Annotated in this window: 21 protein-coding genes and 1 pseudogene; 12 read left to right on the top strand and 10 right to left on the bottom strand. The window is 63.3% G+C overall.

Features of this window, described 5'->3' with window-relative positions; all coding sequences use genetic code 11:
* Nucleotides 1-246: 246 nt before the first annotated feature.
* The 6 genes from ACSQ8R_RS01505 (at nt 247) to ACSQ8R_RS01480 (ending at nt 3,256) form a co-directional block, all read left to right on the top strand.
* Complete coding sequence (locus tag ACSQ8R_RS01505) at nt 247-456, top strand: cold-shock protein (protein ID WP_436251755.1); 210 nt, start codon at nt 247-249, stop codon at nt 454-456.
* Nucleotides 457-636: 180 nt separating this feature from the next.
* Nucleotides 637-1,017, top strand: coding sequence for a DUF6481 family protein (locus tag ACSQ8R_RS01500; protein ID WP_436251754.1), 381 nt, complete (start codon nt 637-639; stop codon nt 1,015-1,017).
* A gap of 86 nt (nt 1,018-1,103) precedes the next feature.
* Nucleotides 1,104-2,144, top strand: a complete 1,041-nt coding sequence (locus ACSQ8R_RS01495) for a fatty acid desaturase (protein WP_436251753.1) — start codon at nt 1,104-1,106, stop codon at nt 2,142-2,144.
* A gap of 139 nt (nt 2,145-2,283) precedes the next feature.
* Nucleotides 2,284-2,574 (top strand): hypothetical protein, encoded by a 291-nt coding sequence (locus tag ACSQ8R_RS01490; RefSeq protein ID WP_046603538.1) that lies wholly within the window; start codon nt 2,284-2,286, stop codon nt 2,572-2,574.
* Between the two features lie 198 nt (nt 2,575-2,772).
* Complete coding sequence (locus tag ACSQ8R_RS01485) at nt 2,773-2,916, top strand: hypothetical protein (RefSeq protein ID WP_436251752.1); 144 nt, start codon at nt 2,773-2,775, stop codon at nt 2,914-2,916.
* A gap of 76 nt (nt 2,917-2,992) precedes the next feature.
* On the top strand, nt 2,993-3,256 hold the full coding sequence (locus ACSQ8R_RS01480) for a DUF1488 domain-containing protein (RefSeq protein WP_436251751.1): 264 nt from the start codon (nt 2,993-2,995) through the stop codon (nt 3,254-3,256).
* A gap of 124 nt (nt 3,257-3,380) precedes the next feature.
* On the opposite strand, the gene ACSQ8R_RS01475 is transcribed toward ACSQ8R_RS01480, so the two are convergent.
* On the bottom strand, nt 3,381-3,905 hold the full coding sequence (locus tag ACSQ8R_RS01475; protein WP_436251750.1) for a hypothetical protein: 525 nt from the start codon (nt 3,903-3,905) through the stop codon (nt 3,381-3,383).
* A 122-nt stretch (nt 3,906-4,027) separates the two neighbouring features.
* Here ACSQ8R_RS01475 and adhP point away from each other — a divergent pair, with 122 nt between their 5' ends.
* Nucleotides 4,028-5,056, top strand: a complete 1,029-nt coding sequence (adhP, locus tag ACSQ8R_RS01470; RefSeq protein ID WP_436251749.1) for an alcohol dehydrogenase AdhP — start codon at nt 4,028-4,030, stop codon at nt 5,054-5,056.
* A gap of 49 nt (nt 5,057-5,105) precedes the next feature.
* Here adhP and ACSQ8R_RS01465 read toward each other — a convergent pair whose 3' ends face one another.
* Nucleotides 5,106-6,620, bottom strand: coding sequence for an AAA family ATPase (locus ACSQ8R_RS01465; protein ID WP_436251748.1), 1,515 nt, complete (start codon nt 6,618-6,620; stop codon nt 5,106-5,108).
* Between the two features lie 71 nt (nt 6,621-6,691).
* On the bottom strand, nt 6,692-8,236 hold the full coding sequence (locus tag ACSQ8R_RS01460; RefSeq protein ID WP_436251747.1) for a pyruvate kinase: 1,545 nt from the start codon (nt 8,234-8,236) through the stop codon (nt 6,692-6,694).
* Between the two features lie 138 nt (nt 8,237-8,374).
* Between ACSQ8R_RS01460 and ACSQ8R_RS01455 the strand changes: the two are divergent.
* From ACSQ8R_RS01455 to msrA, 5 genes and pseudogenes are all read left to right on the top strand, one after another.
* Nucleotides 8,375-9,331 (top strand): annotated as a pseudogene (locus ACSQ8R_RS01455) (bifunctional enoyl-CoA hydratase/phosphate acetyltransferase); the annotation flags it as partial.
* A complete protein-coding gene (locus ACSQ8R_RS01450) occupies nt 9,328-10,512 on the top strand; it encodes an acetate/propionate family kinase (protein WP_436251746.1) in 1,185 nt (394 codons plus the stop codon). The pseudogene ACSQ8R_RS01455 and the gene ACSQ8R_RS01450, both read left to right, overlap by 4 nt.
* Before the next feature lie 64 nt (nt 10,513-10,576).
* Nucleotides 10,577-12,970 carry a phosphoketolase family protein gene (locus ACSQ8R_RS01445; RefSeq protein ID WP_436251745.1) on the top strand — a complete coding sequence of 798 codons (2,394 nt, stop codon included), beginning with the start codon at nt 10,577-10,579 and terminating at the stop codon, nt 12,968-12,970.
* Nucleotides 12,971-13,132: 162 nt separating this feature from the next.
* A complete protein-coding gene (gene msrB / locus ACSQ8R_RS01440) occupies nt 13,133-13,627 on the top strand; it encodes a peptide-methionine (R)-S-oxide reductase MsrB (RefSeq protein ID WP_436251744.1) in 495 nt (164 codons plus the stop codon).
* Between the two features lie 38 nt (nt 13,628-13,665).
* Nucleotides 13,666-14,394 carry a peptide-methionine (S)-S-oxide reductase MsrA gene (gene msrA, locus ACSQ8R_RS01435; protein ID WP_436251743.1) on the top strand — a complete coding sequence of 243 codons (729 nt, stop codon included), beginning with the start codon at nt 13,666-13,668 and terminating at the stop codon, nt 14,392-14,394.
* An 88-nt stretch (nt 14,395-14,482) separates the two neighbouring features.
* Here msrA and ACSQ8R_RS01430 read toward each other — a convergent pair whose 3' ends face one another.
* The 7 genes from ACSQ8R_RS01430 to kdpB all read right to left on the bottom strand — a co-directional run bounded on the left by ACSQ8R_RS01430 (nt 14,483) and on the right by kdpB (nt 24,736).
* Complete coding sequence (locus tag ACSQ8R_RS01430; RefSeq protein WP_436251742.1) at nt 14,483-15,943, bottom strand: MDR family MFS transporter; 1,461 nt, start codon at nt 15,941-15,943, stop codon at nt 14,483-14,485.
* 166 nt (nt 15,944-16,109) lie between these two features.
* Nucleotides 16,110-18,017 (bottom strand): sensor domain-containing diguanylate cyclase, encoded by a 1,908-nt coding sequence (locus tag ACSQ8R_RS01425; RefSeq protein WP_436251741.1) that lies wholly within the window; start codon nt 18,015-18,017, stop codon nt 16,110-16,112.
* A 113-nt stretch (nt 18,018-18,130) separates the two neighbouring features.
* Nucleotides 18,131-18,580, bottom strand: a complete 450-nt coding sequence (locus ACSQ8R_RS01420; protein ID WP_436251740.1) for a PTS sugar transporter subunit IIA — start codon at nt 18,578-18,580, stop codon at nt 18,131-18,133.
* Between the two features lie 30 nt (nt 18,581-18,610).
* Nucleotides 18,611-19,303 carry a response regulator transcription factor gene (locus tag ACSQ8R_RS01415; protein WP_436251739.1) on the bottom strand — a complete coding sequence of 231 codons (693 nt, stop codon included), beginning with the start codon at nt 19,301-19,303 and terminating at the stop codon, nt 18,611-18,613.
* Nucleotides 19,300-22,005, bottom strand: coding sequence for a DUF4118 domain-containing protein (locus ACSQ8R_RS01410; RefSeq protein ID WP_436251738.1), 2,706 nt, complete (start codon nt 22,003-22,005; stop codon nt 19,300-19,302). Before ACSQ8R_RS01410 ends, ACSQ8R_RS01415 begins: the two co-directional genes overlap by 4 nt.
* Before the next feature lie 64 nt (nt 22,006-22,069).
* The gene (gene kdpC / locus ACSQ8R_RS01405; protein ID WP_436251737.1) at nt 22,070-22,636 is read right to left on the bottom strand and encodes a potassium-transporting ATPase subunit KdpC; all 567 of its coding nucleotides are present in this window, start codon (nt 22,634-22,636) and stop codon (nt 22,070-22,072) included.
* 12 nt (nt 22,637-22,648) lie between these two features.
* Nucleotides 22,649-24,736 (bottom strand): potassium-transporting ATPase subunit KdpB, encoded by a 2,088-nt coding sequence (gene kdpB, locus ACSQ8R_RS01400; protein ID WP_436251736.1) that lies wholly within the window; start codon nt 24,734-24,736, stop codon nt 22,649-22,651.
* Between the last annotated feature and the right edge of the window lie 49 nt (nt 24,737-24,785).

Raw genomic sequence — 24,785 nt, 5'->3', positions numbered from 1 at the left:
TGCAGATACCGCTGATATTCTTTCGCCATATAGAAAGCCTATCCTCGGTTGTGTAATTCGCGATTTTCAAAACAAAAAGTTGACACTTCGGTCCCCGTACGGTAGGGAGAAAACCTCGATACTTTGTTTGCCGATATTTGTTTTTGCTGCGCATCGCGCTTCTTGACGAACTTTCCCTCTCAAAAGTCGAAACACCCGCCGTGCGTCGCCCGGTGGATTATCAATGTTGCTATGAAAGGGTTCGTTATGGCCACCGGCACAGTTAAATGGTTCAACGCCACCAAGGGCTTCGGCTTCATCCAGCCTGACGACGGCAGCGCCGACGTCTTCGTTCACATCTCTGCCGTCGAACGCGCTGGCATGGGCTCGATCGTTGAAGGCCAGAAGCTTGGCTTTGAACTCGAGCGTGACCGCAAGTCGGGCAAGATGTCCGCAGGCCAGCTCCAGGCTGCCTAAAACTTTAGCCTCCCATGACCACGGACGTACTGGCATGGCGGCAAGAGATATGTGAAGGCCAGGCGTATGTCTGGCCTTTTTCCGTTGAGGAATCTGGCTGACGCGAATATCTGCATAACCTCCCGGTAGGCGCGATATTCGTTTCGACCGCAACATTTCAGATCTGACAAGGAAGATACATTGAGACACCCGAGCGACAACAGCTTTGCCGAGCGCCGCAAAACCGCAGCGGATGCTAAACGCGAGCTTTTGGCAAAGTTTGCGACCGCCCCCAAACCGACAGATCCCGCAATGCAGGAACGCCGCGCCGAGCGCGAGGCTATCGCGGCCGCGAGGGAAGCCCGCCGCGCCGAGCGCGAGGCCCAGAAGGCTGCCGAGAACGAGCGCCTGCTCCAGGAAGCGGCCGCACGGGCCGCCGCTGCGGAAGCCCATGAAAAGGCCGAGGCCGAAGCCCGGCAAGCGGAAACCAACGACCGGATTGCCCGGGTGATCGCCGATGAAGCCGCCCGCAAGGCGGAGCGCGATCGTCGTTACGCTGCACGCAAGGCCCGCCAGGGCTGATATTTGAGGCATGTGCCTGAGGACGTGCAGGCACATCCCGCTTCGGGCGAGCCGCATGCCGAGGCCAAAAAGGTGGATCGATTTCCATGAACGCCACAGCCCATGCGATTGCGCCCGCTGCCGAAGACGATATCGGCGCCTGGCTCAAGATTCTTTCGAAATACCGGCAGCCGCGTTTTGGACGCAGCGCCTTCGAGCTGCTTGTCACAGTACTGCCGTTCGCCGCCTTCTGGGCCGGCGCCTATGTTTCCGTTTTCCTGGGCTACCCGATCGGTCTGATCCTCGTCCTTCCGGCCGCGGCCTTTCTGTTGCGGCTGTTCATGATCCAGCACGATTGCGGCCACGGCTCGTTCTTCGCCCGCCGGCGTCTCGACAATTGGACCGGGCGAGTGCTCGGAGTGCTGACCCTGACGCCCTATGATTACTGGCGCCGGGCGCATGCCGCCCATCACGCCTCGGCCGGCAACCTGGACGAGCGCGGCATCGGGGACATCACCACGCTGACGATCAACGAATATCGGGGCCTGCCCTGGTCGCGCCGGCTTGCCTACCGGCTTTATCGCCACCCGCTGGTGATGTTCGGCATCGGACCCGCCTGGCTTTTCCTCTTCAAGCAGCGCCTGCCGTTCGGAATGATGAAATCGGGCTCCATGCCCTGGATTTCGACGATGGCGACCAATCTTGCGGTCGCCATTCTGGCGGCCCTGATGATATGGGCGATCGGGCTCGTGCCCTTCCTGCTGGTCCATCTGCCGATCGTGCTGATCGCGGGGGCCGCCGGTGTGTGGCTCTTCTACGTCCAGCATCAGTTCGAGGAAACCCATTGGTCGAAGACCGAGGAATGGCAGTTTCCGGAGGCCGCTCTTCACGGCGCATCCCATTACGACCTGCCGCTGGCGCTGCGTTGGCTGACCGGCAATATCGGCATCCACCACGTCCATCACCTGTCGAGCCGTATCCCCTATTACCGGCTACCCGAAGTGCTGCGCGATCACCCCGAGCTTGCCGGCATCGGCCGCATAACGCTTTGGCAGAGCATCCAATGCGTCAAACTCGTGCTGTGGGACGAAAAGAGCCGAAAGCTCCTGTCGTTCCGCGATGCCGCCAGGGCAGCAAAGATTTCTTAACCGATGCAATCTGCGAGGCTGATACCAGCGCCTGCGCAGCCAATGCACTAAGACTACCTCCGTACCGATCAAGGACCGAACATTGAACACGACCGAGAACACCAAGACGACCGCCACCCCGACGCCTGCGGCGCATGCGTTGACCGTCGAGCTGACGCCGACCCAGATCAGGGGCCTGAAGCTCGCCAAGGATGGTGACCTGTTTCCGCAGGAAGCCAAGAAGTGGACACATCTGAATGCGGTCGTGACCTATGCGCGGAACGACCGGTTCAAGGAACGGCCGCAGAAGATCAAGTTCCTGACGACCACGACCTTGAATGAGCTGCGGGAATACGGCCTTCTGCGTATCCTCAACGAGGACGTCCCGGCGGAAGAATCCGCGCATGGGATCACCATGGCCGGCAAAATGTGGCTTCTGAAGAACAAATAGCCGACAGCGCCACACCGCCCCAATAGGCAGGCAGCCGGATCACATGAAATACGGCTGCGCCGGATCTCTCAACTCTTGGAGAGCGGAGAGACCTCCCCTTGTATTTGTCCGCGCTCGCCCCATATTGGGGCAGGTAGCAGATTCAGAACGGGCGCTGCGATCAAGGGCGCGAGCCCTGGCCCCAACGAGGAGGACGACATGTCTTCCATCAGGCGAATCCAACCTTTTTCCCAGACAGGCCCGCAATTGCATCGGGCAGGCTACGGTGGTCTGTTCCGCATGGTCGTGCCTGGGATATCCATGGCATTCATTCTCTACATCCTGCTTCGCGATCTGTTCTGACACGGCAACACGCATCATCAGAAACCCGGAATGCCGTTTCCAAGAGAAATGCCTTCCATCTCGAACTGAAAACATCATGACCCTGATATTCCCGAACAGAAGCCGCAGTTTCGACGAAGCGCGCAAGGTCGTTCGTTTCCTGGGTTATGACGGCATGTTCGAGGTCAGGTTTTTCGTGGAAGCCAAAGCACTCGCCAATAACGCTGCGACAGGCATGTCGGAGGACGATTACCTCCGGGCTTTCGATGCGGCCAGATCCAGCATTCAGGATGCAGCAATGAAGGCGTATCGTCCCAATCGGGGCACCACCTATACGCTGACGGCGGCCGACCTCGTTTGATCCGGGTTGGCCCGAATGCGGCTGATGCGAGACCGATATCGCTTCCGGATGCAGAGACGGACGTGCAGTAGCGTGCCGAAATCATTTCCGAGCGGAACCCTGGCGTCCTTCGCCGCAAACGCTGTCAGTGAACGGTGCTCAGATCATAGACCAATCCATCGTCCCAGGGACCTGCGTCCCGGAGTGTATCAAGGCTATGGCCGCCCTGAGACGCTGAGGACCAGAAATGGACCTTTTCGCACCCATCCAGTTTTGCGCGCAGCTTGGCGTATTCGAAAAGACGTTTCGCAACGCCCTGGTCATCGACGAGGCCAATGGATGCAAAAACCGGTATTTCGAGCTGGCGCCCGTAAACCGGATGTTCGCGGGCAAAGACATGGCAAAGGCCGCGGACATATCCTTGCGCATCCGTAACGGCCAGCCAATCGCGACGCAATGAGGCCGAGGCCGTCAGCCGTTTCCACGTCTGGAGGTCCAGGCCCGACAGGACCAGCTGGACAACCGCAAAAGCGCGATAGACATCCGCCGCGTTCAGGACTCCCACGTCGTAATTCATCTCCATATCCTCCCTCCGCCAGAAGGCCCGTGAAGTCACGCAGGGCCGGCCACCTAAGCTCTCGAGTTTTAGCGTCGTCAGCGCCGCCGACATTGACGCGCATCAACGGGCGCGCGCCACGGCCATCTGCTTCCGCTTGCGCTGGGTCAATGAACCGACCCCGGGGGCCGGATAACTCTTCGCGCACTTGTGCTTTCCACAACAAGGAGACGAAGATGACCCGAACGATGAAAGCCGCCGTCGTGCGCCAATTCGGCAAGCCGCTCGCGATCGAATGCGTCCCGGTGCCCATTCCAGGACCCGGCGAAATCCTTGTCAGGGTCATGGCCTGCGGCGTGTGCCACACCGACCTTCACGCCGCCGACGGCGACTGGCCCGTCAAGCCGAGCCCACCGTTCATTCCCGGGCATGAAGCCGCCGGCATCGTTGCCGAGCTTGGACCTGGGGTGACGGGATTGAAGGAAGGCGATGCCGTCGGCGTCGCGTGGCTGCACGATGCCTGCCTTCGCTGCGAATATTGCGAAACCGGGTGGGAGACGCTTTGCGAGCACCAGCACAATACGGGCTACAGCTGCAATGGCGGCTTTGCGGAATATGTCATCGCCTCCGCTGCCTTTGCCGCAAGGCTGCCCCAGGACGTCGATTTCGCGGCGATCTCGCCGATCCTCTGCGCCGGCGTGACCACCTACAAGGGGCTCAAGGAGACCGAGGCGAAGCCCGGCGAATGGGTGGCGATTTCCGGGATCGGCGGGCTCGGCCATGTGGCGATCCAATATGCCAAGGCGATGGGGCTGCATGTGGTGGCACTGGACGTCAGCCCGGAGAAGCTGGCGCTTGCCCGAAATCTCGGCGCCGATCTCGCCGTGGACGCCCGCTCGCTGACTGCGGTGGAGGAGACGCTGAAAGCAACCGGCGGAGGCGCGCATGGGGTGCTGGTCACCGCCGTCTCGCCTCCAGCTTTCTCGCAGGCGCTCCGGATGGTCCGGCGCAAGGGAACCGTCAGCCTGGTCGGCCTGCCGCCCGGCGAATTCCCGACGCCGATTTTCGACGTGGTGTTGAAACGCATCACCGTGCGCGGTTCGATCGTCGGGACAAGGCGTGATCTCGACGAAGCCATCGCCTTCGCCACGGAAGGCAAGGTCAAGGCGGAAATCCACAAGGCTCCGCTCGAAGACATCAACGATATCTTTGCGCAGCTGAAGGACGGCAAGGTCGACGGGCGCATGGTGCTGGATTTCTCGTAGGCTTCCCGATCTCCCTTCCGCGTCGGGCGACATACGTCCGACGCGGCAGTCAATTCCGCAGGATCGCGGCGGTGATCGCTTCAGGCGTTTTTGATGCGTCGACAAGCCGCCAGGCTATACCGGTGGGTTTGCGGGCCAGTTGGCCCGACAGCACGTCCGTCGTCGCGTCTGAAGGGCCTACCGCCCGCTCCCGAACCCGCTGCCAGAGCACTTCCGGGTCTGCCTCGAGCCAGATGCCCTGAAAGCCTGCCCCGGCCTTCGCAGCGGCACCCTCCATGAGGAGCCGGTTGGCCGGATCGTCGAAAACCGCGTCAGCAACCACGGATCCGCCCTCGGCAAGGATCAACTCCGCATGCCTCGCCATCTCGCGATAGACCTTTTTCGATACTTCGGGTTGATAGGCGGAAACCGGGAGCCTCGTCTCGGCCGAGACACCATGCAGGGCTTTGCGGATTCGGTCGCTTTCGACGATCCTGGCACCCGGAGGCGCGCCGACCTTGGCGGCCAGGCGATCCGCGACCGTCGTCTTGCCGGAACCGCTGAGGCCGCCGATCGCGATGAGGCGCGGCGGCGTTTCCGCCAGCAGAGCCTGGGCGAGATTGAAATAGGACCTCGCCTCATCCGCCAGCCCGGCGGCATCCTGCCCCGGCTCTTCAGCCTGCGTCGCCGTCACATGCGCGCGAACCGCCGCCCTGATCGCCATCAGGAACGGCAGGAGGCAGAACCCGTCCTCGTCATCGGTTTCATCCAAATAACGGTTCATCACCAGATTGGCGAGGTCGGGAAAACCGCGGTGCCACAGATCCATCAGCAGGAAAGCGAGATCGTAAAGGACATCGACGGTGGCGATCCCGAGATTGAATTCGATGCAGTCGAACAGGCATGGCTCGCCGCCCAGCAGGCAGATATTGCGCAGATGAAGATCGCCGTGGCAGCGGCGGACCTTGCCCGCCAGCGCCCGCCGATCGAGAAGCTCACCATGCCGCATCAGCCGGGACCGAAAGCTCCCGCCAAGCCTGGCCAGTTCCGCCGGGCCGAAGACATGGCTGGTGGCAAATCCGGCATCGTTGATATCGAGAACGGCTTCGATATTGGCCGCCCCACCTCCCTTTGAGACGACCGGTGCCCGGCGATGATAATATGCGATCATCCGGGCGGTCTGCGTCATCAATTCCGGCGTCAGCCGGCCCGCAACCGCGATGCGGTCGAAGAGCTGGTTCTGCCCGAACCGGCTCATCTCGACGACGGCATCGACGAGCGGTCCTTCGCCGTCGAACTCCAGTGTCCCGGCGTCGGAGCGGGTGATACGCCGCACGCCGATATAGAGGCCGGGCGCGGTCTCGCTGTTCAGCGCAACCTCCTTGCGGCAGGCATGCTCGCGGATCGTGGCCGTCGAGAAATCGAGATAGGGCAGCTTCAGCGCCTTCTTCAGCTTGTAGACCCGGTCGCCGACGAGGAAAATCATGGAGATATGCGTCTCCATCCGCTCGACGGGGCCTGTGAGCCCGTAGGATGCCGGGTCGGCCAAAAAGGCAATGATGCCGCCTTGATCGTCATATGCCATATCCGGCCTCCTGCTCCGCCGCCTCTATCGACCAAGAGGCCATTCAACGGCCTCCTGGACCTTGATATCGGTCAACGGGCTGGCACGACACCGGTTGCGTCTTGCGCGGCGCCCGGCCAGGACTTCAGCGCCCGGAGCGTGGGCGTCTTCTTGAGGATATGGCCGTCCATCCGCGCGAGCAGGCTGTCAAGCAGGGTCACGGCCTCGCCGACGGCCGGCCCCTTGTTCAGCATGACGCATTCCGCCCGAGCCGCCATGGCCGCATCGGTCATCTCGCCGCGCGACGGCAGGCCGTCCTTGACCAGGTCTTCGAGAACCTGCGTCGCCCAGACTGTCGGCACTGCCGCCGCTTCGCAGATCCACAGCAGCTCCTCCTGCATTTCCGCGACCCGTTCGAAACCGATCTCGGCAGCCAGATCGCCGCGGGCGATCATCACGCCGAACGGCCGGTTGCGGCAGCGCGCCCGCGCGATCAGCGCCGGCAGGTTGGTGACGGCCTGCGGCTGTTCGATCTTGGCGATCAGGCCGAGCGGGTGTTCGCGCGGCGGGAAGGTGGCAAGCGCCTCTTCGAGAAGATCGATATCGTCCGGCCGGCTGACGAAGGAATAACCGAGAATGTCCGCATTGGCGATGATCGTGGCGAGATCGGAATGGTCCTTCGCCGTCAGCGGGGAAAGGCCAAGCGTGGTATCGGGAAGGTTCAGGCCCTTCTCCGGTTTCAGCTTGGCGCCGCCGGTCTTGGTGTGGGTGACGCGGACGACCGCTTCACCTTCGGACACGCTTTCGATCACGCCTTCCAGCTTGCCGTCGTCGTAGCGAATGCGATCGCCGACGGAGACGCGGGTGACTATTTCAGGCAGTGAAACAGCGGAACAGAAGGGCACGCCGTCGGTCAGATAGGGTTCGCCCGAGGCAACGAGGCGCAGGTGATCGCCGGCCTGCAATTTCGCCTTCTTGTCGCCGGCGGTCTTCTCGGTGCGGATCTTCGGCCCGGCTATGTCCATCAGCACCGTCAGCCGCCGGCCAAGCGTTTCGCCGGCTGCCCGCACATGCCCCGCCATCGCCGCCCAGGCCTTGTCGTCGTCGTGGGCGCAGTTGATGCGGGCGATGTCCATGCCGCGTCTTGCAAGATCGAGAATGAAGTCCGGCTGGTCCGCTGCCTCGCCCGGCAAGGTCACCATGATGCGGCCGCGACGATGGGCCGCCGGTGATCCGAACAATTCGTCGGTCGCTTTCGTGAGCCGACCCTCGCCCCGGAAGAATTGCTCCTCCGACGGCGGCTCGAAGGGCGGAACGCTTCCCTGGACGCCCGCAAGCGAGGCGAGAACCGCGTCGATCGTCGGCAGGACGCGGCTTTCGAGCCGCCCGAGCGAGGACAGCCCACGCCACATCAGCCGGCGCTGCAGCGGCCTCAGGTCGTGGCGCCTCAACGAAAGATAGTGGCAGAGGTTGGCAAGCGCCGCCCGATGCTCGTCGGCCAGCACGCCGCCGCCGGTCAGGACGCGAAGGCCTGGCTCCGCCTGCGCGGCGATATCCCGCCGCAGGGCCAGTAACTCCTGGAAAAGATCGCTCGGTTCGTTTTCGTTCGGTGTGGGCTGTCCGGCTGTCTGCGCCATCGCTCGTTCTCCATGGGGCCGTTTCCATCAGCCTGTCTCGCGAAGACGAATCCTTGATGACGGTTTGCGAGGCATTGCGCTGGGTCAAGGCGGTGCCGACCGCCGCGGTTCAAAAGCGAAGCCACCCGGCACGACGAGGAAAGGCATTTCGTGGAGATGACGCTCAGACATCACGGCCGCTACGAGGCCATCATCCGCCAGGCGATCTCGCTGCCGCCGATGCGAACGGCAGTGGTCCATCCGTGCTCGACGGAAACCCTGCGGTCCGCCGTCGAACTGAAGGAACAAGGCCTTCTCGATCCGGTCCTGGTCGGCCCGGAACACAAGATCAGGGCGATAGCGGATGCCGCCGAACTGTCGCTTGCCGGCATCGACGTCGAGCCCGTCGAGCATAGCCATGCTGCGGCCGACCGCGGGGTCGAACTCGCCTCCACCGGCAAGGTCGCTGCCCTGATGAAAGGCAGCCTGCACAGCGACGAGCTGCTTTCGGCGGTCGTCGCGCCGGCGTCGAAACTGAAGACCGGGCGGCGCATGAGCCATGCCTACGTCATGGACATTCCCGCCTACGACAAGTTGCTGATCGTCACCGATGCCGCGATCAACATCCAGCCGGACCTCGATCAGAAGCGCGACATCTGCCAGAACGCCGTCGATCTCATGCATCTTCTCGGCGTCGCAAAGCCGCTCGTGGCCGTGCTTGCCGCCGTCGAGACGGTCAACAGCCGGATGCCTTCGACGCTGGATGCGGCGGCCCTGACCGTCATGGCGGCGCGCGGACAGATCGAAGGCGCGATCGTCGACGGGCCGCTCGCCTTCGACAATGCGATCAGCATCGAGGCCGCGCAAGCGAAGTGCATCGCCTCTCCGGTTGCCGGCCGGGCGGATATCCTGCTGGTTCCCGATCTCGAAGCCGGCAACATGCTCGCCAAGCAGCTCATTTATTTCGCCGGCGCGGACGCCGCGGGACTGGTCCTCGGCGCCCGGGTTCCTATCATACTGACAAGCCGCGCAGACCCGGCCAAGGTTCGAACGGCATCCGCCGCTCTTGCGAGGCTGACTGCCGCGAAACGACTTGAAGCAGGGATGCCTCTATGACGGACAACCTTCTCCTGACGTTCAATGCCGGGTCGTCCACCGTGAAGATCGGCATATTCACGGTGGACGGCGGCAGACCGGAGCGGATCGGCAAGGCCGTCGTCGATTTCGGAACCTATCCGCTGACGCTGCATCTGAAGGAAGGCCCGGAACAGTTCGAGCTGCCGTTGAAGGGCGAGGCCGGCGACGATCTCGCCGAATTGATGGACGAAGTGTTCCGGGAACTGGGCACGCATTTCGATCTCGATGCCGTCACTTCCGCCGGCCACCGGATCGTCCATGGCGGCGACGTCTTCGACGGCCCGGTGGAACTGACGGCCGAGACGCTCGCCAAGGTCCAGGCCTTGACCGACCTGGCGCCGCTGCATCAACCGCAGGCTCTACGAATGATCAGGGCCGTCAAGCACCTGCGTCCGGCGCTTTTCCAGACCGGCTCCTTCGACACCACCTTCCATGCCACACAGTCCGATCTCGTGCGGCGTCTCGCCATTCCCCGCGCCTACCATAACCAGGGCATCAAACGGTACGGTTTCCACGGGCTTTCCTACCGGTACGTGGCCGGGGCACTTGCCGGGAAGGCGCCTGATATCGCCGACGGTAAAATCGTCATCGCCCATCTCGGCAGCGGCGCCAGCCTCTGCGCCGTCGAGAACGGAAGGAGCCGCGATTCCAGCATGGGTTTTTCGACGCTCGACGGCATTCCGATGGCGACGAGGCCGGGCTGGCTCGACCCAGGCGTGCTGCTGCATCTCCTTGGCCCGCTCGGGAAGTCGGTGGGCGAACTGGAGGACATGCTCTATCACAAGTGCGGCCTCCTCGGTGTCTCGGGCGTCAGCGGCGATACCCGCGAACTCATTGAGAACGACGGCGGGCACGCGCGGGAGGCGATCGACCTCTTCACGCTTAGGATCGCCGGCGAGGTCGGGAGGCTTGCATCGACGCTGGGCGGCCTCGATGCGCTGGTCTTCACCGCCGGCATCGGAGAGAACCAGCCGCTGATACGAGAGCGCATCGCGGAACGCCTGCTCTGGCTCGGCGTCGAACTGGACGCGGCCGCCAACGACAGCAACGCGCTGAAGATCAGCACGCCCGCAAGCCGCGTCGCGGTTTATGTCATTCCGACCGACGAGGAGCGGATGATCGCGGAGGAATGCCTCGCCGTACTCAATGCGCAGCCTTGATCCATGTCATGAGCCCGGGTGGAAGCCCGCGGTAGATGTGGCCGACCCATCGAAGGAGAATGAGATGCAGCTCAACACCATCGCGCCGGAAAACCATGAGACGACGACGGCGGAACTGGCGCTCATCGACCGCTACTGGCGGGCGGCGAACTATCTGTCCGTCGGGCAGATCTATCTTCTCGACAATCCGCTCTTGAAGGAGCCGCTGAAGCCGGAACACATCAAGCCGCGGCTGCTCGGCCACTGGGGCACGACGCCCGGCCTCAACTTCATCTACGCGCATCTCAACCGGATCATCCGCAACCGCGATCTCAGCATGATCTATGTCTGCGGTCCCGGCCATGGCGGGCCGGGCATGGTCGCCAGCACCTATCTCGAGGGCACCTACAGCGAGATCTATCCGGAGATCGGCGAGGACACGGCCGGCATGCGGAAACTGTTTCGGCAGTTCTCGTTCCCGGGCGGCATTCCCAGCCACGCGGCGCCGGAAACGCCCGGCTCCGTCCATGAAGGCGGCGAACTCGGCTATGCACTGGTGCATGCCTATGGTGCGGCCTTCGACAATCCGGACCTGGTCGTCGCCTGCGTCGTCGGCGACGGAGAGGCCGAGACCGGACCGCTTGCCGCGAGCTGGCATTCGAACAAGTTCCTGAACCCTGCCCGCGACGGCGCCGTGCTGCCGATCCTGCATCTCAACGGCTACAAGATCGCCAACCCGACGCTGCTCGGCCGCATGGCGGACGAGGATATCGACCATCTTTTCCGCGGTTACGGCTATGAGCCTTTCTTCGTCGAGGGCCACGAGCCGGAGAAGATGCACCGGCAGATGGCCGCCACGCTCGACGAGGTCTTCGATCGCATCCGCGCGATCCAGAGCGAAGCGCGCCAAGGAAAGACCGCCGATACCTGCCCGCGCTGGCCGATGATCGTGCTGCGCAGCCCGAAAGGCTGGACCGGACCAAAAGAGGTCGATGGCAAGAAGGTGGAGGATTTCTGGCGCGCCCATCAGGTTCCGGTCTCCGGCTGCCGCGAGAACGAGGGCCACCGGAAGATCCTTGAGGACTGGATGCGGAGCTACGATCCGGAAGACCTCTTCGACGGCAATGGCCGGCTGAAGGAGGAGTTGCGGGCGCTCTCGCCCGGCGGCGAGCGCCGCATGGGTGCCAATCCACATGCCAATGGCGGGCTCATTCGCAAGGAGCTGATCGTGCCCAGCATCCGCGACTACGCGGTGCCCGTCGGGACGCGGGGCGCCGACATGGTGCAGACGACGGAGATACTCGGCAGATATCTGCGCGACGTGCTGAAGCTGAACGACATCAATTCCAACTTCAGGATCTTCGGGCCGGACGAGACCGAGTCGAACAGGCTCGGCAATGTCTTCGAGGTCACCGACCGGGTCTGGATGGAAAAGATCGAGCCTTATGACGTGCATCTGTCGCGCGACGGGCGGGTGATGGAAGTGCTTTCCGAACATCTCTGCCAGGGCTGGCTGGAGGGTTATCTGCTCACCGGCCGGCACGGTTTCTTCTCTTGCTACGAAGCCTTCATCCACATCGTCGATTCGATGTTCAACCAGCATGCCAAGTGGTTGAAGGTCTCCCGCGAACTGCCGTGGCGCAAGCCGGTCTCCTCGCTCAACTACCTGCTGACCTCGCATGTCTGGCGGCAGGACCATAATGGCTTTTCCCACCAGGATCCCGGCTTCGTCGATCTCGTCGCCAACAAGAAGGCGGATATCGTGCGCATCTACCTGCCGCCGGATGCCAATACGCTCTTATGGATCGGCGACCACTGCCTGAAGACCTGGGACCGCGTCAACGTCATCGTCGCCGGCAAGCAGCCCGAGCCGCAATGGCTGACGATGGACGAGGCGATCCGGCACTGCGAAGCCGGCATCGGCATCTGGGACTGGGCGGGCAACGAGAGCGGTCCGGTCGAGCCCGACGTGGTGATGGCCTGCGCGGGCGACGTGCCGACGCTCGAGACGCTCGCGGCCGTCTCCCTGCTGCGCGAGGCGATCCCCGATTTGAGGATCCGTGTCGTCAACGTCATCGATCTGCTTGCCCTGCAGTCTCAGGACCAGCATCCGCACGGCCTGCCCGACGAGGAATTCGACCGGCTGTTCACCACCGACCGGCCGGTGATCTTCGCCTATCACGGCTATCCCTACCTCATCCACCGGCTGACCTACAAACGCACCAACCACCGGAACATCCATGTGCGTGGCTTCATCGAGGAAGGCACGACGACGACACCCTTCGACATGACGGTGCTGAACGGACTCGACCGCTTCCATCTCGCCATAGAGGCGATCGAGCGCGTGCCGGGACTGAAGGAGAAGGCGGCCGGCGTGATCGACATGCTGAAGGGCAAACTTGGCGAACACACCCGTTATGTCCGCGAACATGGCGAGGACATGCCGGAAATCCGCAACTGGAAATGGCCGGTGCGCTGACGCCGCAATCATGAAGGCCCTGCCTCCGGGTTCAGGGCCTTCATGGCATTCAGACTTGAAGCCGGGATCACGTTTCGGTGTTTCGCAGCGATGTGTGTAACCCATCGCCCGCCTCTTCCGTAATCATGCAGGAAAGCAGATTATGGACCGGGAGGCCCCATCATGATCAACAGACGCATATTCCTGGCAGGCAGCACCCTGGCGCTCGCCGCAATCCCTTTCGCAACAAGCATCCGGCCGGCGCTTGCGGCCGCCGGAAAAACTTTCCCCGTGACCCATACCGCGGATGAGTGGCGCAAGCTTCTGACGCCGGAACAGTACAATATCCTGCGCGAGGAAGGCACCGAATATCCCGGCAGCAGCCCGCTTCTCAACGAGCACCGCAAGGGCACGTTCGCCTGCGTCGGCTGTGACCAGCCGCTTTTCTCCTCGGAGACGAAATTCGAAAGCGGCACCGGCTGGCCGAGCTTCTGGGCGCCGCTCGACAAAGCGGTCGGTACGGTGCGCGACACGACGCTCGGCATGGTCCGCGTCGCCGTCAACTGCGCCCGCTGCGGCGGCCATCTCGGCCATGTCTTCGACGACGGACCGAAGCCGACCGGCCTGCGCTACTGCATGAACGGCGCCGTCATGAAATTCAGTCCGGCATCGGCCTGATCCCCTACCCTTCATTCACTTCGGTTGAGGAGACCGCCATGGAAAACAGAACGAAGACACCCTACACCCTCACCGCCTTTGCCGGCGCAGCGCTGGTTTTTGCGGGCCTGACGGTCGGCGCGACCACCACCGCCACGGCCGAGGAGGGTATCGCCATCCCTCCGCCCGCCATCGACCAGGCGGCGAGCACGACTGCTACCGAAACCGCCATCTTCGCCGGCGGCTGTTTCTGGGGCGTCCAGGGCGTGTTCCAGCATGTCGAAGGCGTCAAGAACGCCGTTTCCGGTTATGCCGGCGGCGCCAAGGAAACCGCCGTTTACGAGACGGTCGGTTACGGCAAGACCGGCCACGCGGAAGCGGTTCGCGTCACCTTCGATCCGAAGAAGATCACCTACGGGCATCTGCTGCAGATCTATTTCTCCGTCGCCCACGATCCGACCCAGCTCAACCGCCAGGGTCCGGACACAGGCCCGCAGTACCGCTCGACCGTCTTCCCGACCAGCGAGGAACAGGCCCGCGTCGCCAAGGCCTATATCGACCAGCTCAACAAGGCCAAGGTCTACCACAAGGCGATCGCCACCACGATAGAGCCGGGCAAGGCCTTCTATCCGGCGGAAGCCTACCATCAGGACTTCCTGACGCAGAATCCGACCTATCCCTATATCGTCTATAACGACCTGCCGAAGATCGAGAACCTGAAGAAGCTGTTCCCGAGCGACTACCGCGACAAACCGGTCCTGGTCGCGCAGGCCGGCATCGGCAACTGAAACTCAAGCTGCAAATTCGGCAGCCGGGACATACGTCACCGCCAAACGATATCGCCGCCGACCGGCGATATCGGCCGTTTTGAAAGCCTCAGCTTTCCTGCACCGCCTCGGTGCGCTTCGTCCCGCCCGGCACGCAGAGGCAGGCGACGATGATCAGGGCGGTGATCAGGAACATCGCGATGAAGGTCATGTGCAGCGCATGCTGGAGCGCAGAGCGGATAGGCGAGTCGGCGGCAAGTCCGCCGCCGACACCCTGCAGCAGATCGCGCAACTGATCGGATGTGATCGGCCCCGTGACGGAATTGGCAAGCCCGTAGGTCAAGACGGCGCCGAGGAGTGCCGCACCGAGCGTGCTGCCGAGATTGCGGGAAAAGACGTTGGAAGCCGTCGCGCTGCCGCGTTCGGACCAGCCGACATTGTCCTGGATGATCACCAGGCCGGAAATATTGAGCAGGCCCATGCCGAAGCCCATCAGCAGCGAGCCGGTGCCTGCCTGGACGGGCGAGCTTTCGGGCGTCAGCAGCACCAGGAGAAACGCCCCCACCGGAACGAAGAGGCTGCCGGCGATCATCAGCGGCCGCAGCCCGAAGCGCGGGAACATACGCGAAGCGAACGTCCCGCCGCTCGGCCAGCCGACCAGCAGCATGGTCAGCGTGAAACCGGCCACCAGCGGAGACCGGTTGAGCACCGTCTGCACGTACATGGGCAGGAAGGTCGTCAGCCCCATGATCGCCATGCTGGACAGAAAGACCGCCGTATTGGCGAACGCGATCGGCCTCTTCAGCCACAGTTCGAGGGAAACCATAGGTGCCTCGGCGCGCCGTTCCTGCCAGATGAACAGCACGAAGCTGACGAGGAAGATCGCCAGCGAAACGAACATGTAGTCCGTGGTGCCTTCGGTTTCGGTTAGCGCGATCATCAGCGCGGAGATGGCCACCGCAAAGAGGCCCGCACCGAGGAAATCGATGGATGCCGTGCGGCTCTGCTTTTCTTCGTGCAGATAGACGATGAAGCCGACCGCCGACATGATACCGATCGGCACGTTGATCCAGAACACCCAGGCCCAGGGCAGGCTGTGGACGATGACGCTGCCGAGTAAGGGCCCGACGACGGCCGAAAGCGCCCAGACGCTGGCGAGATACCCTTGCACCTTGCCACGCTCCGCCCCGGGATACAGATCGCCGACGACCGTCATGATGACCGGCTGGATCGCACCGGCACCGATGCCCTGCAACAGCCGGAAGGCGATCATCGACGGCATCGACCAGGCAAAACCTGCGAGAACGGTGGCGATCAGGAAGACCGCCGTACCGAACAGGATGATCGGTTTGCGGCCGTAGATATCGGAAAGCTTGCCGAACACCACGGTCATCGCCGTCTGGGCGAGCAGGAAGGACGAGAAGACCCAGCTATAGAGGTTCAGCTGCCCGAGCTGGGCGGCGATCTGCGGCATGGCCGTCGAAACGATCGTCGCCTCGATTGCGATCATCGCCATGCTTGCCATGACGGCCGCGATGACGAGCGCCCGGTTGGAGCTTGGATTGGTCATGGGTTCACCTGGGAACGCCGCAGGGCGAACACGATAGGGATGGATGGTCGGCGGTCAAACGGCCGTCGGTGGGGGATGTTTCTTAGTATCCCCCTGCCGGCGGGCGTCAAGCGCGAAATCTGGCATTTATCAAAAGGTAACGAGCCCGTGACCGTGGCGACGCAGTTCAGACCGACTTGATACCCGGTCGGCCGGTTGTCATGGCCGCCTCTTGCTCGGCGGCCGCCACCCGATTGCGGCCGCTGTCCTTCGCCCGGTAGAGCGCATGGTCGGCGCGCTCGAACAGCTCCGCGGTGGTCACCCTGTCGCCCCTTGCGGGATGGAAGGTGGCCGTGCCGATGCTGATCGTCGCATATCCCCAGGGAAGGTTCTTCTCATGCGGCAATCGAAGATCGGCGACGCGCTGGCGGATGTTTTCCGCCGCCTTCAATGCGCCGGCACCGTTCGTATCCGGCAGGAGGACGGCGAATTCCTCGCCGCCATAACGGGCCGGAAGATCCTTCGAGCGGCGGATCGAGCCGCGCACTACATTGGCAACCGCACGCAGACAGTCATCGCCGGCGGCGTGGCCATACGTATCGTTGAAGAACTTGAAGCGGTCGGCATCGATCATCAGAATGGAGAGCGGCGTGAGCTGCTGGGCGGCCTGCAGCATCATGTCCTCGAAATGGATGTTGAAGGAACGGCGGTTGGCGAGCTGGGTAAGTTCGTCGGTATTGGCAAGCGCATCCAGCTCTTCCTGGAGGTTCTTCTGGCGCGTGACGTCGCGTGTGACGGCAACGATGCGGATATCGGTGCCGTCGGTGCCGCCCGGCAGCCTGTTCAGCGTGGTTTCGAGCCAGATCTGCCTGCCGTCCGCCCGCTTGCGGCGCACGATCATGTTTTCCCTGGTCGATCCTTCCCGCAGTCGGTCCATGACCTGGCTGACGACGTCGATATCGTCCTCATGCAGGTTCTCGAGAATATGTGTGCCCAGCATCGCCTCGGCATCGACGCCCAGGATTTCCCGGACGGATGGCGAGAGATATTCCCTGATCCCATGACCGTTGAACCGCTGGATCAGGTCGCCGGAGCCTTCCGCAAGCAGCCGGAATTCGGCTTCGCGCGCCACCAGCAACGCTTCGCTCGCCCGCCGCAGCATGATCTGGCGCCGCCAGCGCCAAACCAGGGAACCGGTAATCGCCACCAGGACGAAGCAGGACATCCAGCGGATCCGCGCCCCCTTCATCCAGGTCGCCAGAGCTTCGGACTGAGACACGGCGGCAAGCCCGACCATTCCGCTGTGCTCGCTCTGATAAAAGCCGCCGATGCGTTTCGTATCGTCTATCGACGAAACGAAGTGATAGGAGCCGGAATGTCGTTGGCGAAGGTGGGTCGTGAAGAGATCGTCGGAGGATATGCTCGACCCGAGCGGTGTCTGGAGGAATGGCGCGCGCGCCAGGACGACGCCGTCACGGCGGACCAGCAGGAACGAGCCCTCGCTGACGAGGCTGAAACCTTGAAAGAAATCGGTCAGTTCGGTGAGGATAAAGGCCGCGAGCACAACCCCACCGAAACTTCCGTCCGGATTGCTGATCCTTTGCGTGACGGGCAATATCCACTCACCGGACAGCTTGTTCTTCACCGGCCTGCCCAAAACGGGATCCAGCGTGTCGGAGGACTGGTGGAATACGAAATATTCCCTGTCTGAAAAATTCGTAGCGCCGGCGTCGATGCGCGACGATGTTGCGATCATTTTTCCATCGGCATCGATGACGGCGAGAGCGCCGAGCCAAGGGGTCGTATCCACCTGGCGCCTCATCACCTGGGTGAGTCTTGCCGGCATGCCCGGTCCGCCGCGTTCCTGCTCGATCTGGGTGATCAGGGCAGCCAGCGGGAACTTTGCCATGTCGACCGTATCATCGGCATGCTGCACCAGCGCCTTGGCCGTCTGCGTCAGGTCCGCTTCGATGCGGGCGACCTGGGATCTCCAGCTGGAATACTCTCCCCAGACGATCAGTCCCACAAAGCCGAAAGTGGCAAATGCGACGGCAACAAGCGTCCTGGCAGGCAGGTATTTGATTACACCAGTCATCTCTCTCTCCCAAACCGACGCAACGGGACGGCTCAGGAGTTGCGATCCGCCAGTCAGGGACGTTAGTGAAAAGTTGTTTACGTTCGCCTAAACTGAGGTACCTGTATTTTTAATCATGCATTTACGGGGCAGAGCCGCAGATAGACATCCTGCGATGTCGTGGCACGACGTATGGCTGCAGCAGTCTCCTCCTCGCGCACGCACCGCGCGATACAGGCAAGGACGTTCAGGTGATCCGGACGGGCTTCCGGAGCGAGGAGCAGGAATACGAGATCGACCGGTTCGTCGTCCACCGCGTCGAAATCGACCGGATCCGCAAGCCGGGCGAACAGGCAGAAATGCCGGTCGAGACCGCCGATGCCCGCATGCGGGATGGCAATTCCGGCGCCGATGCCGGTCGATCCCAGGTTTTCCCGGTTGGTCAGCACCCGAGCGATATCGCCCGCATCCAGCGCCAGCCGCTCAGCGGCGAGCATGGAAAGCTGCTTGATCAGGATCGCCTTGGACGGCGGTGCCAGATCGAGCACGATGTTCTCCGGCAGGAGGTAGTCACGCAATTTCATGGGTCATTTCCATTGATCGGGTCGTGGCGCCTACTGGCCTTCCTGCAGCCGATAACCGACACCGGTCTCGGTCAGGATGTATTGCGGCTGGTCCGGCGCCTTTTCGATCTTCTGGCGAAGCTGGCGCACGTAGACGCGCAGATACTGCACGTCGGTCAGGCCGCCCCAGACATGTTCGAGCAGGAAACGGTGGGTCAGAACCTTGCCGGCATGCTGTACGAGGATACGGAGGATCTCGTATTCCTTCGGCGACAGCTTGACCTCCTTGTCGGCCACCTTGACGATGCGCTTGACGAGATCGACCGATAGCTCGCCTGTCTGAAAGACGGGCTTTTCCCCCTGGGTCTGCAGGCGGTGGCGCAGCGCCACCCGGATGCGGGCAACGAGTTCGTTCATGCCGAAGGGTTTTGTCACATAGTCGTCGGCGCCGAGTTCGAGCGCCTTGACGATGCCCGCCTCGTCGGTGCGGCTCGACAGGATGACGATCGGCAGGTCCAGCCCCTCGCCGCGCCATCTGGCGAGCAGGTCGTGACCGGCCATATCCGGCAGGCCGAGATCGAGGATGATCAGGTCCGGCTTCTCTGTCCTGACGAGGTCGATCGCGACCTTGGCATTCATCGCTTCGCTGACCGCATAGTCCTGGGTGGAGAGGCCGACGCGCAAAAGCTTGCGGATCGGAGGCTCGTCATCGACGATCAGGACGCGCACAGCGGTATTGGTCATTCCTGTTCTCCCAGAATGGGCATCTCGGGCGGCACCGGCATGCGGATCGTAAAGATGGCACCGGGACGATCGGAGCGGTTGGCAGCCCGGATCGTGCCGCCCATGGCCTCGATGAAGCCACGGCATATGGAAAGGCCCAACCCGGTGCCGGCCCGTACATGATCGCCTTTCCGCACGCGATAGAAGCTGTCGAAGATACGCTCCAGATCGTCGCGGGGGATGCCCGGCCCTTCATCCATCACCGAGATAAGAATTGAATCGCCATCCTGCCAGCCGCGGATATCGATGACGGTCTCGTCGGGGGCGTACTTGGCCGCGTTGTCGATGAGGTTGAACAGGACCTGTTCGAACAGGACCGGATCGACCTTGAGCATCGGCATGTCCGCCGGAATGTTGACGCTGAGCCTGTGCCGGGAGGCGATCTTCGCTGCCCGGCTGAGGGCGGTTCCGACGATATCGCCGGCAAAATGGAAGGCATAGTTCGGCTCCATGGCGCCGGAGCCAATGCGGGTCATGTCGAGCAGGTTGGAAATGAAGCGGTTGAGCCGTTCCGACTCGTCCACCACGCTGGTCAAAAGCTCGGCGCGCGCCTCTTCCGGAATGTCGGCGCCAAAGTCCTTGAGCGTGCCGGCGGAACCCATGATCGCGGCGAGCGGCGTCTTCAGGTCGTGCGAGATGGATGTGAGCAGCGCGGTGCGCAGGCGGTCGGTCTCGGCGGCGAGCTTGGCCTTGTCGACGTCCGAGACGAGCTGGACACGCTCGATCGCCAGCGCCGCCTGATCGGCCAGCGCGTCGAACAGCCGCTGTTGTTCGGGGGTCAGCAGCGGTCCCTGCTTGTCGTTGTCGAGGCCGATGACGCCGACTGCCTCGCGGCCGGTGCGCATCGGCAGGTAGAGGCGTTTCGCGCCCGGCAGCGTATCGGCGGCGCGGCCGGCAGGCCGGTTGTGCTCCCAGGCCCATTTGGCGGCGGCGATATCGGCATCCACCAGCGTGTCGTCCGGGGGATAACCGGCCTTGACGGCGATCGAGCCGTTTTCCGGCAAAAGGATGACCACCCTCACCTTCAGCATCGAGGCGATCTGGAAGGCGGTCGCCCAGAGCACATCGTCCAGCGTGCCGGTGCCGGCGAGTTTTTTGGAGAAGAGGTAGAGGTCTTCGGTGGTGCGGGCTCTCTGACGGGCGGCAGCCGCCTGGCGCTGGACGGCGGCGGTGAGGTTCGACGCGACGAGCGCAACGCCCAGAAAGAAGATCAGCGCGATGAGGCTTTCCGGATCGCGGACCGTGAACGTGTAGCGCGGCTCCAGGAAGAAGAAGTTGAAGGACAGGGCCCCGAGCAGCGAAGCGTAGAGGCCAGGCCCCAGCCCGCCGCGCACCGCCGCCGCCAGCACTGCCATCAGGAATACGAGGGCGAGGTTGCGGACGTCGAGCGTCTGGTCCAGTGCCGCGCCCGCGACGATGGCGAGAGCGACGAAAATCGTGCTTTTGGCATAGGGCTTGAAGCGGAATGCCTTGGGCAATTGCGCAGCCTTCACGCCGCGCTGCGGTTCGCCCTCCTTCACGTTCCCGGAGATGACGTGGACGCTGATATCGCCCGCATAACGGATCAGATCGTAGGTGACCGACCCCTGCAGGATCTGCCGCCAGCGCGGCTTGGCCGGGCGCCCGACGACGATATGCGTGAAGTTGTTGGCGTTGGCATAGGCGATGATCTCGCGCGACGGCTGCAGTGCCGGCAGCGTCACGGTCTCGGCGCCGAGCTGTTCGGCAAGCCGCATATTGGCCGCCAGCCGGTCCTTGTCCTGCTCGGGCAGAGTGACCGATTGCGGCGTTTCGAGATGAAGCGCGGCCCATGGCGCCCTCAGGCGATCGGCCTGACGGCGGGCGTATCGCACCAGGCTCGCGCCGTTCCTGCCGTGGTCGAGGCAGACGAGCACCCGGTCGCCGGCCGCCCAAGGACCGGAGATCGCATGCGCCTGCATGTGATTGAGGAGCTGTTCATCGACCCGCTGGGCGGTGCGCCGCAGCGCCAGTTCGCGCAGTGCCGTCAGGTTGCCCGGGGAAAAGTAGTTCTCGATGGCGCGCCGCGCCGTCTGCGGCACATAGACCTTGCCATCGTTCAGCCGCTTGATGAGGTCGTCCGGGGTGATGTCGATGATCTCGACGTCATCGGCCCGGTCGATGATGCTGTCCGGCACCGTCTCGCGCACCCGGACGCGGGTGATCTGTGCCACCACATCGTTGAGGCTCTCGACATGCTGGATGTTGAGCGTCGAGTAGACGTCGATACCGTGGGAGAGGATTTCCTGCACATCCATATAACGCTTCGGATGGCGGCTGCCGACTGCATTGGTATGAGCCAGCTCATCGACCAGGACCAATGCCGGGCGGCGCGCGAGAATGGCGTCGAGGTCCATTTCGTCGAGCTGCTGCCCGCGATAATCTGTCAGCTTGCGGGCCACGACCTCGAAGCCCTCGACCAGAGCCTCGGTCTCCTTGCGGCCGTGGGTCTCGACGACGCCGATCACTACATCCAGGCCGTCGGCCTTGCGGGCGCGGCCGGACATCAGCATCTCGTAGGTCTTGCCGACGCCGGGGGCAGCGCCGAGGAAAATCTTCAGCCGCCCGCGCGCCTCACGCTCGGCATGCTCCAGAAGCGCATCCGGCGAAGGCCTGTTTTCACTCTCGCGGCTGTCGTCGACCATTGGCTACCTGTCTCCCATGCGGGAAGCGGCGGCGGCCGATGCTGGCAGCCGCCGCCATTTCAATTCAAGAACGGGCGCCGTCAAGCGCCATATTGAGCGCCAGGACATTGACCACAGGTTCGCCGAGGAAACCGAGCTCCGGACCTTCGACATGGGCCTCGACGAGCGCGCGGACCGTCGCCTCGTCCATATTGCGAGCCTTGGCGACGCGCGGCACCTGGAAGAGTGCGGCTTCCGGCGAGACATGCGGGTCGAGGCCGCTGCCGGATGCGGTGACCAGGTCGATCGGTACCTCCGCATTCGGGTTGGTCGCCTTGGCTGCCTCATAGTCCGTCTTTACCCGATCGATCAGCTTGGCGCTGGTGGGGCCGAGGTTGGAGCCGGAGGACGAGGCTGCGTTGTAACCGTCGCCGGCGGCCGACGGGCGACCGTGGAAATACCGGTCGCCGGTGAAAGCCTGGCCGATCAGGGTCGAGCCGACAACCGTTCCGTCCTTTTCGATCAGGCTGCCGTTCGCCTGGGTCGGGAAGACTGCCTGGGCGATGCCGGTCATGGCGAAGGGGTAGATGAGGCCGGTAATGGCCGTGGTGGCGACGATCAAAACGATCGCGGGACGAAGTTGCTTGAACATTGTCATTTCTCCTTAAGCGAGACCGATCGCGGTGATGATCATGTCGATCGCCTTGATGCCGATGAAGGGAACGAGGATGCCGCCGAGACCGTAGACGAGCAGGTTGCGCGAGAGCAGCGCGCCGGCACCGATAGCGCGGTATTTGACGCCCTTCAGCGAAAGCGGGATCAGCGCGATGATGATCAGCGCGTTGAAGATGATCGCCGACAGGATGGCGCTTTGCGGCGTGGCCAGCCCCATGATGTTGAGAACGCCGAGCTGCGGGTAGAAGGTCAGGAACATCGCCGGGATGATCGCGAAATACTTGGCGATGTCGTTGGCGATCGAGAAGGTGGTCAGAGCGCCGCGGGTCATGAGGAGCTGCTTGCCGATCTCGACGATCTCGATGAGCTTGGTCGGATCGCTGTCGAGATCGACCATGTTGCCGGCCTCGCGTGCGGCGACCGTGCCGGTGTTCATGGCGACGCCGACATCGGCCTGGGCGAGCGCCGGGGCGTCGTTGGTGCCGTCGCCGCACATGGCGACGAGCTTGCCCTTGGCCTGTTCCTCGCGGATCAGCGTCAGCTTGTTCTCCGGCGTCGCCTGGGCGAGGAAGTCGTCGACGCCGGCTTCGGCGGCGATGGCGGCGGCCGTCATCGGGTTGTCGCCGGTGATCATCACGGTGCGGATGCCCATGCGGCGCAGTTCCGCAAACCGCTCCCGGATGCCGCCCTTGACGATGTCCTTCAACTGGACGACGCCGAGCAGCTTGCCGTCGCGGGCGACCGCAAGCGGCGTGGCGCCGGCCTTGGCGATTTCGTCGGCGATCGCCTGAAGTTCACGCACGATGTCGGATTGCGGGCTGGCGGCGATCGCCGCATTGCCGGAGACCGACATTGCGCCCGAGCCGACATAGGCAAGCACCGCGTCGACCGCGCCCTTGCGGATCTGCGAACCTTCGAGATCGACACCGCTCATGCGGGTCTGGGCGGTGAAGGGGACGAAGGTCGCCTTCAAGCTTGCCATATCGCGGCCGCGGATCGCGTATTTCTCCTTGGCAAGCACGACGATGGAACGGCCCTCCGGCGTTTCGTCGGCAAGCGAGGCGAGCTGGGCGGCATCGGCGAGATCCTGTTCGGAGACGCCGCGGACCGGGCGGAACGAGGTGGCCTGGCGGTTGCCGAGCGTGATCGTGCCGGTCTTGTCGAGCAGCAGCGTATCGACGTCGCCGGCGGCTTCCACGGCGCGGCCGGACATGGCGAGCACGTTGAAGCGGACGAGGCGGTCCATGCCCGCAATGCCGATCGCCGAGAGCAGCGCGCCGATCGTGGTCGGGATCAGCGTCACGAACAGCGCGACAAGGATGATGATCGGGATCGAGCCGCCGGCATAAATCGCGAAGCTCGGGATCGTTACGGTGGCGAGCACGAAGATCAGCGTCATGCCGGCAAGCAGGATGTTGAGCGCGATTTCGTTCGGCGTCTTCTGGCGCTCAGCGCCTTCGACGAGCGAGATCATCCGGTCGAGGAAGGTCGAGCCGGCAGCGGCGGTGATGCGCACGCGGATCCAGTCGGAAAGCACCTGGGTGCCGCCCGTGACCGCCGAGCGGTCGCCGCCGGATTCGCGGATGACCGGGGCGGACTCGCCGGTGATCGCCGCTTCGTTGACCGAGGCGACGCCCTCGATGACTTCGCCATCGGAGGGAATGATGTCACCCGGTTCGACGAGCACGACGTCGCCCACTTTCAGGCTGGTGCCGGCGACCATCTTGTACTGGGTGCGGTCGCTGCCCGACAGAAGCTTGGCCTGGGTTTCGGTACGAGCCTTGCGCAGCGAATCCGCCTGCGCCTTACCGCGGCCTTCAGCGACCGCTTCGGCGAAGTTGGCGAACAGCACGGTGAACCAGAGCCAGAGGTTGATCTGGAAGGAGAAGCCGAGATTGCCGTTGCCGGCCGCGAGGTCGCGCAGGAAGAGGACGGTCGTTAGGGCCGAGACCGTGGCCACGACGAACATGACCGGGTTGCGGGCAAGGGTCCGCGGGTTGAGCTTCTTGAAAGCATCGCCCACGGCCGGAATGAGGATGCGAGTATCCATGATGCTCGCGGATTTTGCCTGGCTCATAAGAGACTCCAGCTTTGAAATGAGTTGCCTTGTCAAACGAGGCGACGAA

This window comes from Neorhizobium sp. LjRoot104, assembly GCF_964253725.1.
Taxonomy (GTDB): Bacteria; Pseudomonadota; Alphaproteobacteria; order Rhizobiales; family Rhizobiaceae; genus Neorhizobium.
The sequence above is the reverse complement of the archived record's forward strand: the minus strand, read 5'-3'. Positions and strand labels throughout refer to the sequence as shown.